This is a genomic window from Brachybacterium hainanense (genome assembly GCF_042434575.1).
GTDB classification, from domain to species: domain Bacteria; phylum Actinomycetota; class Actinomycetes; order Actinomycetales; family Dermabacteraceae; genus Brachybacterium; species Brachybacterium hainanense.
The window spans coordinates 24,655-39,428 of record NZ_JBHLSV010000019.1; the positions used below are offsets into that span (position 1 = coordinate 24,655).

The following is a 14,774-nucleotide window of genomic DNA, read 5'->3' on the forward strand; positions in this document are numbered from 1 at the left end:
ATGGGGACCTCTCGAGCGGACATCGTGATCGGCGTCGACATGGGCACGACCGCGACCAAGGCCGTCGCCTACGGCACGGACGGCACCCAGCTGGCCTCCGCCTCCCGCGGATACCCGCTGCACGAGCCGTATCCCGGGCACGCCGTGCAGGAACCGGAGGAGATCCTCGAGGCCGTCCTCGCGACGACCGCCGAGGTCGCCGCGAGCATCGGCCCCGAGCGCGTGGCCGGGCTGTGCTTCTCCTCCGCGATGCACAGCCTGCTCGCCCTGGACGAGGAGCTCGTGCCCATGACCCCGGTCGTCACCTGGGCGGACACGCGCGCCGCCGTGCAGGCCGAGCGGGTGCGGGCGAGCGCCGGGGGACTGGCGCTGCACCGCCGCACAGGAACGCCCGTGCACCCCATGTCCCCGCTGCCCAAGCTCATGTGGTTCCGCGAGCAGGAGCCCGAGGTGTTCCGTCGCGCCGCCGTATGGGGCGGTATCAAGGACTGGGTGCTGTGGAGGCTGTGCGGGGCGCTCGTCGTGGACCACTCCATCGCCTCGGCGATGGGCATGATGGACATCCACCAGCTCGCCTGGGACGAGGAGGCGCTGGTTCTCGCCGGGATCCGGGCCGAGCAGCTGCCCGAGCTGGTCCCGACCACGCGCGTGCTCGAGGGCCTCACCCCGGAGGCCGCCGCGCGGCTGGGACTGCCCGGGGGCACGCCCGTCGTCGTCGGCGCGGGCGACGGGCCGCTCGCGAACCTGGGCGTCGGCGCGGTGCGGCCGGGCATGGCGGCCTGCTCGATCGGGACCAGCGGCGCGCTGCGGGTCACCGTGGACGCCCCCGCCGTCGACCCGCGCGGCGGCGTGTTCTGCTATGCCCTGACCGAGGAGCGCTGGGTGATCGGCGGGGCCATCAACAACGGCGGCGTCACCCTGGACTGGGTCCGCTCCGAGATCGCGGCCGATGCGCCGCAGGACGTCGCCGCCCTGCTGGACCTCGCGCAGCAGGTGCCGGCCGGCTCCGGCGGCCTGCTCATGCTCCCCTATCTGCTCTCCGAGCGTGCCCCGCACTGGAGCAGCCTCGCCCGCGGTGCCTACGTGGGGCTGACCCGGGCACACCGACGCGAGCATCTGGTGCGGGCCGCGGTGGAGGGCGTGGGGCTGCAGCTGTCCCTCGTGCTGCAGTCGCTGAGAGCGGCGGGGCTGGAGATCCACCAGATCCGGGCGACCGGCGGCGTCATGCGGCATCCGCTGTGGCGGCAGGTCCTCGCCGACGCCTTCGCCCTGGAGATCGGCCTGCCCGCGCAGCACGAGGGCTCCGGGTTCGGCGCCGCCCTGCTCGGCATGGAGGCGCTGGGCCTCATCGCCTCGATCGACGTGGCGGAGCAGAGGATCCCCCTGGCCACGCGGGTCGCTCCGCATCCGGCCTCCGCGAGCGTGTACGCGACGCTGCTGCCCGTCTTCGACCAGCTCTACGACGCCCTCGCCCCCGCGAACGCGCGCCTGCGGACCCTCGCCCCCTCGCTGCCCCTGGAGAGCTGACGGGGGAGCGCGGGGTCCGTGGCGGGCACGGCCCCCGGCGTCCGGGGCCTCAGCGTCCCGTGCCGTCGACCGCGAAGACCTCGATCGCGGCAAGCTCCTGCTCGCTCAGCGGCGGCGCCTGCAGAGCCTCGACGTTCTGCTCGAGCTGGCGCACGGTCGAGGCGCCCACGAGCACGGTCGTCACCACCGGATGCCGCAGGACCCAGGCGAGGGCGAGCTGGGCGAGGCTCTGCCCGCGCTGCTCCGCGATCGTCGCGAGGCCCCGTGCCCGCTCGAGATAGACCGGGTCCTGGACCTGGGTCTCCGACAGGAAGCGGCTCCTGCCGGCGGCCCGTGAATCCGCGGGCACCCCGCGCAGGTACCGGCTGGTCAGCAGCCCCTGCTGCAGCGGCGAGAAGGCCGCGATCCCGATCCCGAGCTCCTCGACCGTCTCCAGCAGGCCCGTCTCCACATGCCGGTTGAACATCGAGTACGAGGGCTGATGCAGCAGCAGCGGCACGCCGTGGCCCGCGAGGATCTCCGCGGCCTCCCGCGTCGCCTCCGGCGAGTAGTTGGACACCCCCGCGTACAGGGCCTTCCCGGAGCGGACCGCCTGGGCGAGGGCGCCCATCGTCTCCTCGAGCGGGGTCTGCGGATCCTGCCGATGATGGTAGAAGACATCGACATGGTCCAGGCCCAGCCGTGCCAGAGACTGGTCGAGCGAGGACAGCAGATACTTGCGGGATCCGCCGTCGCCGTACGGACCCGGCCACATCTCGTATCCGGCCTTGGTGGAGATGATCAGCTCGTCGCGGTGGCGGGAGAAGTCCCGGGCGAGGATCCGGCCCAGGTGGGTCTCCGCGCTGCCCGGAGGCGGCCCGTAGTTGTTCGCGAGGTCGAAGTGGGTCACGCCCAGATCGAAGGCGCGGCGGACGATCCGCTGCAGCGTCGCCGGGTCGCGGTCCTCGCCGAAGTTCTGCCAGAAGCCCAGCGAGACCGGCGGCAGCAGCACGCCGGAGCGTCCTGCACGGCGGAAGGCCGTGGTGTCGTAGCGATGCGGGTCAGGGGTGTAGGCGTCCTCGCTCATGGCCGAAGCCTAGTGACTGCGCAGATCGCGCACCAGCACGTCGAACCGGGTGGACGGATCGGCGAGCAGCGCCGTGTCCAGGGGGAACGGGGCCGTCTCCCCGGTCGGCGAAAAGCCGCGGCGTTCGTACCAGGCGATCAGCTCGGTGCGCCCCTGCAGCACGTGCAGCTCGAGCTCGACCACGCCTGCCTCCTGCAGCCTGCGCACCTGCTCCTCCACGAGGGCGCGGCCGATGCCTCCCGCCTGCGCGGCAGGGTCGACGGCGAAGAGCCCGAACTCGGCCCGCTCGCCGGCGCGGCGCGTGTAGCAGCAGCCCAGAACGCGTCCCGTCTCGTCCGCGGCGACGAGCAGCAGCACCGCGGGCTCCGCGAGCATGGCCGCGACCTCGTCCGCCGAGGTGCGGTCGCCGCGCACCAGCCCCTCCTCGGTCGTCCAGCCGCCGCGGCCGCGGTAGGCGGCCTCGACGATCTCGACGATGCGGGGCACGTCCGCCGCGCCCGCCTCCCGGATCCGGCGCGGGCTCATGCGAGCACCCCCAGACGGCGCAGCGCCCGGGCCAGGCCGTGCCCGTCGGGGGCGCGGACGGTGCGCTCGGAGTCACCCTCCAGGCGGCCCATCGGATCGGGGAGAGGACGACGGCTGCCGTGGGCGAGGACCTGCTCGGGCTCGGTGAGCTGGCGGATCGCGATCGCCTCGACGCAGCGGGGATGGGCGGCCTCGAAGGACCGGTACGTGTCGGGGTCGTGCTGCCCGTCATCGCCCACCAGGATCCATCGCACCTGCGGCAGCTCCTCGGCGAGACGGGCGAGCGTGCGGATCTTGTGCTGGCGGCCCGAGCGGAAGAAGCCGGTGTTGGTGGGCCCCCAGTCGGTCAGCAGCATCGGCCCGTCGGGGTACCCGTTCTTGAACAGGAACCGCCGCAGCACCGGGAACACGTTCCAGGCGCCCGTGGACAGGTACAGCACCGGCATCCCCGGATGCGCACGCAGGATCTCCTGGTAGAGCGCAGGCATGCCGCGGACCACCCGCCGCGAGGACTGATGGACGACGAAGGCGTTCCAGAAGGCGAGCAGCGGCCGTGGCAGCCAGGTGATCATGACCGTGTCGTCGATGTCGCTGACCAGGCCCACCTGCGGCTCGGGGCCGAAGACGCTGACCTCGGCGGTGACGGCGTTGCCCGGATGCGTGGACAGCACCACCTCGTGCAGGCCCGGGGACAGGTCCACCGCGAGGTCCGCGTCGATGATGCCCGATCGGTCGGCCCGCACGAGGAACTCCTCGTCGCCGGCCCGCACCGTCACGAGGGCGAAGGGAGCCACCTGGGAGGCGAAGCTGCGCCAGCCGCGCACCGCCATCGTGCGCATGTCGTGCACGGGCTGGTCGTGGTAGTCCGCGGGGGACGTCGGGGAGGCGTACAGAACCTTCGCGAGCACGCGGATCCGTCCGGGCGTGCCGTAGCCGTGGAAGGGCTGGAGGCGCACGTCCCACCCCACCTGACGCAGCGCCCTGCCCACCAGGCGGTTCTTTGTGTTCTCGGTGCGTGCCGCCCAGTGGGGGCGGTCGCGCACGATCGGGGACGAGCTCGGCTCAGCGGACATGCTGCGCGGGGAGACCCGAGGTCCGGCTCAGATCGCGCGCGCCATCTTGATCCAGGACGACTCCGGGTCGTCCTCGACGACCTGCCAGCGCTCGCCGGTGTCGGAGAAGCCCAGGGCCTCGTAGAGCTTGCGGGCCGGGGCGTTGTTCGGTCCCACGTACAGGGTCACCGTGTCGGCGCCGTCCTCCTTCGCCCAGGCGAAGACGGCCTCGGCGAGAGCCTGGGCGAGCCCGCCCTTGCGCGAGGAGGGCGAGACCCACATGGCCTGGAGCTCGCGCTCGTTGGCGGGGGAGTCGGATTCGTGACGGGAGGCGACCACGGCGATGGGGGAGTCCCCGTCGAGGGCGAGGAACCAGGCGGCCTCGTCGACGCGGCGCTTCCAGGCGCGATCGTCGTAGGTGGACTCCTTCTCCCAGCTCTGTCCGAAGGCCGACGGGTCCGAGCTCAGGGAGCGCAGACGGATCTCCCGGACAAGGTGCCAGTTCTCGCTGCTCGCGCGGATGATCTCGGCCAAGGCTGTCCTCCTATGCAGGTCGGGTGCCACGGACCCTGCCGCGGATGGCATGGAACGTGTCCCCTGCCATCATACGGGGACGAGGGGCCCCTTCACTGTGCCACAGCCGGGACCCGATCGCCTACCTCGCCCCGGCGATCGCCTCCCCGGTCCGCTCCCGCGGGTCCCCGACCCCTCGCGCGGATCGCTCCCGCAAGGAGCCGACCGATCCCGAAAGGATATGGAAGCGAGACCTCCGCGGAGGCGAAGTGGTCCTCCCCGCTCGGTGGAGCTGTCAGAATGGGCCTGTGCCTGCTCTGCGCGTCCTCACCGTCTGCACGGGAAATGTGTGCCGCTCACCTGCCGCCGCGGTGATGCTGCGAGAAGAGGTGCGCGCGGATGCGCGGCTCGCCGGGCAGGTCGAGGTCCAGTCCGCGGGGCTCAGCTGGGAGGCGGAGGGGGAGCCGATGGACTCCCGCACCGTCCTCGCGCTCGAGCACGCCGGCTACACCCAGCCCTTCGAGCACACCGCCCGCAGCATCCACCAGTCCGAGCTCCCCGGCTGGGATCTGCTGCTGCCGATGACGACCGATCACGAGGCCGCTCTGCGGCGCAAGGCCGACCAGGTCCCCGCAGAACAGGCCGTCCCGCAGATCGCGCTGTGGCTCGCCTTCGATCCCGCCGTTCCCGGCGACGCCTCCGACGAGGAGCGCTCGGTCCCGGATCCGTGGTACGAGGGCCAGGAGGAGTTCGACCGGACCGTCGCCCGGATGCGGGCCGCGCTGCCGGGTCTGCGAGAGCATCTGGTGTCCCTGCTCGCCGGCCGTCCTCGGGACGAGGAGCCGGCTCAGGCCTGAGGCGGGGGCCCGGCGCCGCGGCGGCGGGTCACTGCGGGCCGCGCGCGGCCCGGCGGGCCGCGCGACGCTCCGCGATCGCGGTCTTGCGGCGGCCGTGCCAGGTCGCCCCGACGAACCCGGCAGCGGTGAGGAAGCCGACGCCGAGGGTGATGACCATGATCTGACGCAGTCGCCCGGCCGTCGTGTCGGAGTTGCGGGTGAAGGTGTTCAGCAGGTTCACCAGAGGATCGTCGTCCTCGTTGTCGACGGGGACGACAGGAGCCGTGGAGGTCTCCTCCTGATCGGGCGCTTCCGCGGCGTCCTCCCCGGCGGGAGCGCTCGTCGCCGTGCTCTCCCCGCTGGCCGACGGGTCGGAGGAGCGGCTGGGCAGCGCATCGGGGGAGAAGACGTCCGCGGGCGTGCTGGGTGCCTGCGTCGAGGGCGCCTGGGCCTGCGAGGACGGGCTCGGGGTCGGCGGGACCGGAGCGGTCGAGGGCTCGGCCGGTGTGCTGGGCGCCTCGGTCTGCGCGGCCGTGTCCTCCGCGGCCTCGTCCGAGGCGCTCCCCTCGGAGGAGGGCTCCTCAGGAGGTGTGGACGGCGCGGTGGTCGGCGTCGGCTCCGGGGGCGCGCTCGTGGACGGCTCCGTCGGGGTGGGCGCCGGGGTCGAAGGCGTCCCGCCGGTGGGCGGCGCGGGCTCCGTGGTCTCGGGCGGCTCCGTGGTCTCGGGCGGCGCGGTGGTCTCCGTAGGCGGCGTGCCCGTGCTCGGCGGCGGGGAGAGGGTCGGCTCGCAGCCGTCGCCGACCGGGGGAGCCGAAGGCGTGGGCGCTGTGCTGGGCGCGGGAGATTCGGTGGCCTCGGGAGATTCCGTGGGCGCCGGGGATGTCGTCGCGCAGGTCGACGGCTCCTCGGGGGACGGGGAGGCGGTCGTGGGAGTCTCGCTGGGCGTGGTCGTGGGAGTCCCGCTGGGCGAGGCGGTGGGGGTTGCGCCGGGCGAGGTCGAGGGGCTTGCGGCGGGCGTGCTCGGGGTGCCGGTGCCCGGGGTGGTCGAGGGGGAGGCGCTCGCGGACGTCGGGGGCGGGACGGCGGCGCCCGGCCGTCGCGAGGGCTGCTCCACCGGGGAGGTGGTCGGATCGGTGATAGGAGCCTCGGAGGCGGGGGTGCTCGGGGCGGAGGAGGACGGGCGGTCCGCCGACTCGGATGGTCGGGGCTCGGAGGTCGGCGTCTCCACCGGGGAGGCGACCGGATCTTTCGGGGAGGCGACCGGGGCCTTCGGGGAGGCGGCCGGGTCCTTCGGGGGGCGCGAGGACTGCCGGGCATCGGAAGGCTCGGGATGCTCCGACGACGGCTCCTCGGAGGGGATCTGCGTCGGGGTCTCCTCCGGCTCCTCGGTCCTCGTGCCGGTCGGCGTCGCCGACCCCGGTGCGGAGGGGGCGTCCGGTCGCGGCACCTCGATCTCGAGCAGGGGCTCGTCGTCGTCCGTGCGGTCTGCGCCGTCCTCCTCCGCGTGGCCCTCGTCCTCGGGCGGAGGATCCTCGGCGGGACGGAGCAGGGGCTCGACGATCCCGGAGTCCTCAGGGGCGGGGGAGGGGGACTCGGCGGTCGCGGGGGCGAAGGGGACGATGCTCGCGGCGAGGACCACGGCCACGGCCGCGCGCGCATGCGCAGAGCTCCGCATACGGCCCCCTCTCCTGCTGATCACGTCCGACGGTCTGTCCCGTACGGTCCGGGAGCACGCTCCCGACGGCTGGTCCGCGTCTCAGGGTGGCGTGTCATCGGAGCATACTCAAGCTCCCGTGAACGATCCCACCCTGGGGGTGGGGGATCATCCCCCACCGTGCGAGATCCCGCGGCAGGACGCCCCGGGCCCCCACCACGATAGCGGAGGCCGTATCGCCGTGGGGGCCCGGGTGGGGAAGGCGGGAAGGATCAGCTGGTCAGCGCCGTATCGACGACCTTCTTGGCCTCCTCCTGCACCGCCTGCAGGTGCTCGGGCCCGCGGAAGGACTCCGCATAGATCTTGTACACGTCCTCCGTGCCGGAGGGACGGGCGGCGAACCATGCGGACTCCGTGGAGACCTTGAGCCCTCCGATGGCCTCGCCGTTCGGGGCGACCGTCATCTTCTGGGTGATCGCCTCGCCCGCGAGCTCGGTGGCCGTGACCTCCTCCGCGCTGAGCGCCTTCAGCCGGGCCTTCTGCTCGCGGCCCGCGGGGGCGTCGATGCGGTCGTAGGCGCTCGCCCCGAACTCCGCGACGAGCTCGCCGTGCAGCTGGCTGGGCGTGCGTCCCGTGACCGCGAGGATCTCCGAGGCCAGCAGCGCCAGGATGATCCCGTCCTTGTCGGTCGTCCATACCGAGCCGTCATGGCGCAGGAAGGAGGCGCCTGCGCTCTCCTCGCCGCCGAAGCCGACCGAGGAATCGATCAGCCCCGGCACGAAGTACTTGAAGCCCACCGGCACCTCGTACAGCTCCCGGCCCAGCGACGCCGTGACCTTGTCGATCAGGCTCGAGGACACGACCGTCTTGCCGACCTTCGCGGAGGCGGGCCACTGCGGGCGGTGCGAGAACAGGTACCGGATGGCGACCGCGAGGTAGTGGTTGGGGTTCATGAGGCCGCCGTCGGGGGTGACGATGCCGTGGCGGTCGGAGTCCGCGTCGTTGCCGGTGGCGATGTCGTAGACGTCCTTCTGCTCGAGCAGCGAGGCCATCGCCCACGGGCTCGAGCAGTCCATGCGGATCTTCCCGTCGCGGTCCAGGGTCATGAACGACCACTGCGGGTCGACCGCGGGGTTCACGACCGTGAGGTCCAGATCATGCATCTCGCCGATCATCGCCCAGTAGTCGACGGCCGCGCCGCCCAGCGGATCCGCGCCGATCCGCACGCCGGCCCGTCGGATCGCCGCGATGTCGACGACGTTCGGAAGGTCCTCGACGTAGGTGTGCAGGTAGTCGTAGCGCTGCGCGTGGCCGGCCGCCTTGGCGCGGTCGACGCGGCGGACCTCCCGCAGGCCCGAGGCGAGCAGGGCGTTGGCCCGGTCCGCGATCCAGGTCGTCGCCTCGGAGCCCGCGGGACCGCCGTGGGGCGGGTTGTACTTGAAGCCGCCGTCGCGCGGTGGGTTGTGGCTGGGGGTGACGACGATGCCGTCCGCCCGGGCCGGGTCCTCGGGGCTCCGGCCGCGGTTGTGGGTGAGGATCGCATGGGAGACCGCGGGGGTCGGCGTGTACGAGTCCATCGCGTCCACGAGCACCGTCACGTCGTTGCCCGCCAGGACCTCGAGCGCCGTGTCGAAGGCCGGATGGGACAGGGCGTGGGTGTCCCGGCCGATGAACAGGGGGCCGCGGATCCCCTGCGCCGCGCGGTACTCGACGATCGCCTGCGTCGTCGCGGCGATGTGGTCCTCGTTGAACGCGGTGTCGAGGGAGGAGCCGCGATGCCCCGAGGTGCCGAAGGAGACGGCCTGGTCGGGGATCGCCGGATCCGGGTGGAGGTCGTAATACGCGGACAGGACCTCGTCGACGTCGATGAGGTCCTCGGACTGGGCCTTCTTGCCTGCACGAGGATGCATGCGGGTCGCTCCCTTCCACGGGGGTCGATGATGCCGTCACTCTAGGTGCTCGTCCCGGCGAATCGGACAGCTCGCCGGGAGATGAGACGGCCCCCTTCCCGGGCGAGGGAGGGGGCCGATGCCCGTGCCGGTCGGTCGCGGGGCCTCGTCCTCGGCGCGGGCCGCGCGGGGCTCAGCTGCGGCGGCGTCGCACCAGGATCACGATGCCGATGATCGTCAGGATCAGGCCGATCAGGCCCAGCAGGAGCCCGCCGATGATCCCGGCCGCGAGCGGCCCCATGAAGGCGGCCATGCCGTAGGGGCCGAGGTAGGCCGGCGGCGAGGTCGTGCCCTCGCAGGTGATCGTCATGGTCGTGTCGCCATGCGCCGCCACGCCGAGGACCTGCTGGTAGGTGCTGCCGTCGCCGAAGGTGACCGTGCCGGACTGGGGGACCGGGGTGAGGGCGGCGGAGCCGTCGGACTCGGCGGTGCAGCTCGCGGTCGCGGCATCGGCCTGGGCGACGTACACGATCACCATCGAGTTCGCCGGCGTCTCGAGGGACACGCTCTCCCCCGGGAACGGGGTGGGGCCCTCGGCGGCATCGCCCACGAGCCCGCCCATGCCGAAGACGAAGCCGAGCACGAGGGCCGCCGGGGACAGGACCACGAGCGAGACGAGCCCTAGGACCAGACAGATCACGCCCGGTCTGCGGCTCCGGCGGCCGGGGGCGCCGGTCGGGCCGGGCAGTGGCTGCGAGGGCGCGCCGTGCTGGACGGGGGCGGCGCCGGAGGGCTGCTCCAGAGGCCGCCAGGCCGGCTCCTCGGCAGCGGGGCCGGGCTGCCCGAAGGGGCCCGGACCGCCGGGGGCGGGAGGCGCGGGGGCCTGCTCGGCGGGCAGGCCGTAGACGGGGCGGGAGCGGGGCGGGCGGCCATCCTGCTCGGACATCGGATCTCCTTGACGGCGGCGGGCGCCGGGGGTGAGGCGCGCAGGACGGGCGGCGTGGGAGCCCGTCTGCCTGGCCAGGATATCGAGCGGACCCGGAGGCGGGTCCCAGGCAGGCCCGGGAACGGGCCGGCGGGCCGGTCGCGGCGGAGCTTCCCGGGGCGTGGGCGGCGCGGGGCGGGGAGACGATGCGGGCCGCGACGGCGATGGTTCCCGAGCGGGGCGCGGGCGGCGGGGAGGCTCAGGCCCCGAGCAGGGTCTGGGCGAGGCGCGCGATGGTCATGCCCAGCAGCAGGCAGGCCACCGGCGTCGCGATCCAGGTGACGAGGATGCTCCACACGACCGGGAGCCGCAGGGCGCGCCGCCCCCGTGCGAGACCGGCTCCCATCACCCCGGCCGCGATCGCGTGGGAGGACGAGACCGGCATCCCGAAGCCGAGGGTGACCACGCCCATGAGCGCCGCCGTCGACGCCTCCGCGGCGAAGCCCTGCGGGGAGCTCAGATCCGTCAGCCGAGTCCCCAGGGTCCGGATGATCCGGTGCCCGCCCATGTAGGTGCCGGTCGCGAGCGCGAGGGCGATCACGAACGGAGCGGCCGCGAGCATCGCCGGCGGCACCGGCGCCGTCGCGGAGACGGCGACCACGACCGCCATCGGGATGAGGACGTCCTGCAGGCCGTGCGCCGTCGCGACCGCGCCCGCCGAGACCGTCTGCGCGAACCGCACATGCCCGCTGACCAGGCGGTCCTTCGCCAGAAGTCGGGTGATCCCGTGCATCAGGAGATAGGCGGCCAGTGCTCCCAGGAGCGGGACGAAGGCCGTCGGCATGAGGGCGTCGCCCAGGAAGGCGGACCAGTCCGCGTGCCAGCCCAGCACGAGCGAGGCGCCGCCGATCGCGCCGTACAGCGCATGCCAGCTCGAGGACGGCATGCCCCGCCACCACGTCGCCAGATCCCACAGGACGGTCGTCGCGACGGCGGCCAGCAGGACCCACAGCACGAGGTGCGGCGGGGAGCCGCCGTCGTCGGCGAGTCCGCCCAGCGGGATCTTCGAGAACGCCCACGCCCCGCTCATCGTCACCAGTCCCATGCCCAGCAGGGCGCCCAGCAGGTTCAGGAGCGCGGCCATGCCGAGAGCCGTCCGCTCCCGCAGCGTGCCCGTCGTGATCGTGGTCGAGACGGCGTTGGAGGCGTCATGGAACCCGTTGACGTAGGCGAGCACGACGGTCAGCAGCAGGATCGCTCCGACGAGCGGCTCGGGGACCATCCTCAGGTGTCCTTGATGCGCAGCAGATCCGCCTGCCGTCCCGCCCGATCCAGCAGGGCGAGCGCGTCCAGCATCGCCTGGGCCACATCGCGTCCGCGCAGCAGATCCGCGGCGGCGCCCCCGGTGCTGTACAGCTCCGCGATCGACTGCTCGACCAGGCGCGTCCCGTGCCGGCGCAGACGCCGCAGCTCCCGGTGATACGCGCCGAGCTGCGCGACCGCGGGAAGGCCCCAGCAGGCCTCGACCGTGAGATCGCAGGCGCGCTCGAGGACCTGCGCGGCCTCGAGCATCGACGTGGAGATGCGGCCCAGGCGGAAGGACACGGTGAGCTCGGCGATCCGCTCCATCGCGTCGACCGCGTCCCCCATCGACAGGGCCAGCTCGTACAGCACCTCCGCCTCGAACGGCGTGATCAGCGATTCCGCCAGCCGATTGCCGATGCGGCCGGTCAGCTCGGTGGCACGGGTGGCGTTCTCGTGCAGGGCCGGCAGGGCGCGCGAGCGGTCGCGGGCGGGCTGGCCGAGGGTGCGCGAGACGAGCTCCGCGCTTCCGGTCAGCAGCTGCGCGAGATCGTTCAGCAGGCTGTACAGCGGTCGCTCGAACTGCCGTGGGAAGAGACGCACCAGCCCTCCGAATGCGGGGCCCGGGGACGGCGGCCGCCCGGATGGACGGCGGCGGAGCCGCAGGGCGAGAAGGAAGCGGACGCGCCGGACCGGGATGCGCCTGTCGGCGCGAAGGCCGCTCGAAGCGGCAAATGTTGGAGCCCGGGGCAACCGCGGCCCGGCGCATGGACCATCGTAGAGCACATCGGGCCCGCGCTGGAGATCCGGGCACCGCCGATGTGGGATTCCTCGAACCGAGCGGAGACGATGCCCGCGCCTCGGGATCGACCACGTCGGAGCCGCGGCGGCCCGCGAACAGGTCCGATGCGCCCCCTCGCGTCGGGATCGGCCTCTCAGCACCGCACCGGCCCGGACGGGTGACCGTGCCGGTGTCGGAGCGGGAGAAAGGTGCAGCGGGTGACCGTGACTGTGTCAGAGCCGGGGGAAGGCCGTAGCGGGTGACCGTGTATGTGTCAGAGCGGGGTAAGGCCGTAGCGGGTGACCGTGTCTGTGTCAGATTCGCGGGGAGGGGTGCGGCGGGTGACCGTGTCCGTGTCAGATCCGCGGGGAGGGGTGCAGCGGGTGACCGTGTTTGTGTCAGATCGGGGGAAGGGCGCGGCGGGTGACCGTATCTGTGCCAGATCCGCGGGAAGGGCGCGGCGGGTGACCGTGTCTGTGTCAGAACCGTGGGGAGGTGGCACAGACACGGTCAGCGGTCTTTCCGCTGCGTGGTCTTGTGCCGGATGGGCCCGCCCCTGCTGCGTCCGCCCCCGCGGTGTCCGCCCCTGTTGTGTCCGCCCTTGTTGTGTCCGTTTCAGCTGCGTCCGCCCCCGCTGCGTCCGTCCGTGCTGTGTCCGTCCCCGATGCGCCCTGCCCTGCTTCGCGCCCCGGCCGCCGCTCCACCCCTTTCGCGCGACCCGACGACCTGCATGTCAGTCGAGCCGTCCCTCCCGCGCGGCGCGGCCGGCGGCGGCGAGCTCCTCCCCGGTCGAGAGCAGGCGCTCCGCCTGGACCGTGAGGGCGTGCTGGGCGGCCTCGGTGGTCTCCGCATCGGCCAGGTGAGCGGTGCCGTGCGCCGTGATCACCGCAACGGCTCCCGCCCGTGCGAGCGCGATCGACAGATCCCCTGTGAAGGCTCCGCGCAGGATCTGGTCCATCGTCCGCCGGGTCTGCTCGAGGCTCGGCGGCTCCTCGAACCCCGCCAGATAGCGCAGACCCGGGACCGTCCGCGACCCCTCCCGATACCGCAGGGCGACCTCCTCGGTCTGCCGCTGCACCCAGGTGTGCAGGACGTAGAGGCGCCAGAGCGCCCCGGGCAGCGAGGTCGCCGGCGCCGAGGACCACAGGGTCGCCAGGTCCCCGAGCCCCTCGCGCTCGACGAGGGTCAGGATCCGCTGGACGACCTCCTGATCGGAGCTGTGGAACACCCCGTGCAGCAGCGCCTCGGCGCTGTCATGGGCGAGATCCGCGGTCTGCGCGGGATCGGGGGCGCCCGGGATCGTCTCCGCCGTGGAGGGGAACAGCGATGCGGGGCGGCGGAAGGACGGGGCGGGAGTCATGCAGGAGATGGTACGCGCGCTGACCTCTCGGCCATTACGGTGTGGCCATGAGCATCCCCCGCCGGCTGGAGCCGGAGAGCGGCCCGCGCCGCGTCCTGCCGGACTTCCGCCGCTCGGCCGCGACCATCGAGCGGATGCTGCGCTCCCTGGACGACGGCCCCGCGCTCGAGACGCGCCCGGTCGCCAGCGCCGCCCCGGGCAGCGCCGATGCCGCAGGGGTGCGCGTGATCTCCTCCTCGCGGGCCGCGCGCACGGCGCTGCTGCGCGCGGTCGTCGCCGGGCTCCTGCTGTGGGCCGGGCTCACCCCCGCGGTGCTCGCGACCGCGCTGATCCTGCGCATCCCCGCCGGACGCTCGCCGCGCGTGGAGCTGCTCCTGATCCTGACGGTGCTGATCCTCGGCGCGCTCGCGCTGCTGGCCGCGGGAGCGCGCTGGGCCGTGCTCGCGCTCGCCGCCGTCCGCTCCCGGCTCGAGCGGGATGCGCAGGCTGTGACGGTGTTCGGCCCCTTCGGCTCCCGCCGCGTGCCGTGGACGGAGATCGTCGCCGTGGACAGCCGGGTGCTGCATCCTGTGCACGGGCTGACCTCGGCGCTGCGCCTGCGCGGCGGCGGCCGGGTGATCATGCCGCTGTTCGACCGGCCGCTGTGGACGTACCATCGGCCCTCCGACCGGACGATCCGCGACCTCCGGGCCCGCGCCGCCCGGCACGACCCGACAGGAGACCGCTGATGGAAGCGCTGATGATGACCCTCGGCTCGGGCTGGGTGAGCGGGGTGCGGCCGTATTTCATGATCTTCCTGCTGGGCCTGTCCGGGCGGATCCTCGGACTCGAGGAGGTGCCCGCGGTCCTGCAGCGCACCGACCTGCTCGTCATCACCGGGATCCTGCTGCTGGTGGACCTCGCTGCGGACAAGATCGCCTACCTCGACTCGCTGTGGGACGCGATCCACACCGTGGTGCGCCCCGTCGCGGGCGGCGCGATCGGCTACCTGCTGGGCGGGGAGACGAGCACGACCACCGCGATCGTCATGGCCGTGATCGGAGCGGCCGCCGCGTTCGGGGCGCACGCCGCCAAGACCACCACCCGGGCCGCCGTGAACATGTCGCCCGAGCCGGTCTCCAACACCCTCGTCTCCGCGGGAGAGGACGTCGCCGTCCTCGTGATGGGCGTGCTCGCGATCGCGTTGCCGGCGATCGCGGGGCTGCTCGCCCTGGCCCTGCTCGCCCTGGGCATCCTCCTGATCATCCGGCTGCATCGGGTCTACCGCGGCCTGCGCGGCCGCCGCCGCCCCGCCGGGGCCGCCGCGGGCTCCGACTGACGGGGCCGCCGCGGGCCCGGACAGGC

Annotated in this window: 14 protein-coding genes; 4 read left to right on the forward strand and 10 right to left on the reverse strand. The window is 73.3% G+C overall.

Annotated elements, in window-relative coordinates:
• Positions 1-1,527 carry a gluconokinase gene (locus ACFFF6_RS14200; RefSeq protein ID WP_376981839.1) on the forward strand — a complete coding sequence of 509 codons (1,527 nt, stop codon included), beginning with the start codon at positions 1-3 and terminating at the stop codon, positions 1,525-1,527.
• A gap of 49 nt (positions 1,528-1,576) precedes the next feature.
• Here ACFFF6_RS14200 and ACFFF6_RS14205 read toward each other — a convergent pair whose 3' ends face one another.
• From ACFFF6_RS14205 to ACFFF6_RS14220, 4 genes are read right to left on the reverse strand one after another with little or no spacing between them, the layout of a single operon-like run.
• Positions 1,577-2,593 (reverse strand): aldo/keto reductase, encoded by a 1,017-nt coding sequence (locus tag ACFFF6_RS14205; protein WP_376981841.1) that lies wholly within the window; start codon positions 2,591-2,593, stop codon positions 1,577-1,579.
• 9 nt (positions 2,594-2,602) lie between these two features.
• Positions 2,603-3,118: a GNAT family N-acetyltransferase gene (locus ACFFF6_RS14210; protein ID WP_376981844.1), complete on the reverse strand. Its 516-nt coding sequence runs from the start codon at positions 3,116-3,118 to the stop codon at positions 2,603-2,605.
• Positions 3,115-4,191 (reverse strand): App1 family protein phosphatidate phosphatase, encoded by a 1,077-nt coding sequence (locus ACFFF6_RS14215; RefSeq protein WP_376981846.1) that lies wholly within the window; start codon positions 4,189-4,191, stop codon positions 3,115-3,117. The genes ACFFF6_RS14210 and ACFFF6_RS14215 overlap by 4 nt, the downstream gene beginning before the upstream one ends.
• A 27-nt stretch (positions 4,192-4,218) precedes the next feature.
• Positions 4,219-4,704 (reverse strand): GNAT family N-acetyltransferase, encoded by a 486-nt coding sequence (locus tag ACFFF6_RS14220; RefSeq protein WP_376981848.1) that lies wholly within the window; start codon positions 4,702-4,704, stop codon positions 4,219-4,221.
• Positions 4,705-4,991: 287 nt separating this feature from the next.
• Here ACFFF6_RS14220 and ACFFF6_RS14225 point away from each other — a divergent pair, with 287 nt between their 5' ends.
• Complete coding sequence (locus tag ACFFF6_RS14225; RefSeq protein WP_376981850.1) at positions 4,992-5,540, forward strand: arsenate reductase/protein-tyrosine-phosphatase family protein; 549 nt, start codon at positions 4,992-4,994, stop codon at positions 5,538-5,540.
• 28 nt (positions 5,541-5,568) lie between these two features.
• On the opposite strand, the gene ACFFF6_RS14230 is transcribed toward ACFFF6_RS14225, so the two are convergent.
• From ACFFF6_RS14230 to ACFFF6_RS14255, 6 genes are all read right to left on the reverse strand, one after another.
• Positions 5,569-7,194 (reverse strand): hypothetical protein, encoded by a 1,626-nt coding sequence (locus ACFFF6_RS14230; RefSeq protein WP_376981852.1) that lies wholly within the window; start codon positions 7,192-7,194, stop codon positions 5,569-5,571.
• A 251-nt stretch (positions 7,195-7,445) separates the two neighbouring features.
• Entirely contained in the window at positions 7,446-9,083 is a 1,638-nt protein-coding gene (pgm, locus tag ACFFF6_RS14235) for a phosphoglucomutase (alpha-D-glucose-1,6-bisphosphate-dependent) (RefSeq protein ID WP_376981854.1), read from the reverse strand.
• Between the two features lie 172 nt (positions 9,084-9,255).
• Positions 9,256-10,008 (reverse strand): hypothetical protein, encoded by a 753-nt coding sequence (locus ACFFF6_RS14240; protein WP_376981855.1) that lies wholly within the window; start codon positions 10,006-10,008, stop codon positions 9,256-9,258.
• Positions 10,009-10,246: 238 nt separating this feature from the next.
• Complete coding sequence (locus ACFFF6_RS14245; RefSeq protein WP_376981857.1) at positions 10,247-11,269, reverse strand: inorganic phosphate transporter; 1,023 nt, start codon at positions 11,267-11,269, stop codon at positions 10,247-10,249.
• A gap of 2 nt (positions 11,270-11,271) precedes the next feature.
• Positions 11,272-11,892 (reverse strand): DUF47 domain-containing protein, encoded by a 621-nt coding sequence (locus tag ACFFF6_RS14250; RefSeq protein WP_376981859.1) that lies wholly within the window; start codon positions 11,890-11,892, stop codon positions 11,272-11,274.
• Positions 11,893-12,803: 911 nt separating this feature from the next.
• On the reverse strand, positions 12,804-13,430 hold the full coding sequence (locus ACFFF6_RS14255) for a hypothetical protein (protein WP_376981861.1): 627 nt from the start codon (positions 13,428-13,430) through the stop codon (positions 12,804-12,806).
• 47 nt (positions 13,431-13,477) lie between these two features.
• Here ACFFF6_RS14255 and ACFFF6_RS14260 point away from each other — a divergent pair, with 47 nt between their 5' ends.
• Both ACFFF6_RS14260 and ACFFF6_RS14265 read left to right on the forward strand, forming a co-directional pair.
• Positions 13,478-14,158 (forward strand): PH domain-containing protein, encoded by a 681-nt coding sequence (locus tag ACFFF6_RS14260; RefSeq protein WP_376981862.1) that lies wholly within the window; start codon positions 13,478-13,480, stop codon positions 14,156-14,158.
• Positions 14,158-14,748, forward strand: coding sequence for a DUF4126 domain-containing protein (locus tag ACFFF6_RS14265; RefSeq protein WP_376981864.1), 591 nt, complete (start codon positions 14,158-14,160; stop codon positions 14,746-14,748). The genes ACFFF6_RS14260 and ACFFF6_RS14265 overlap by 1 nt, the downstream gene beginning before the upstream one ends.
• Positions 14,749-14,774: the final 26 nt, after the last annotated feature.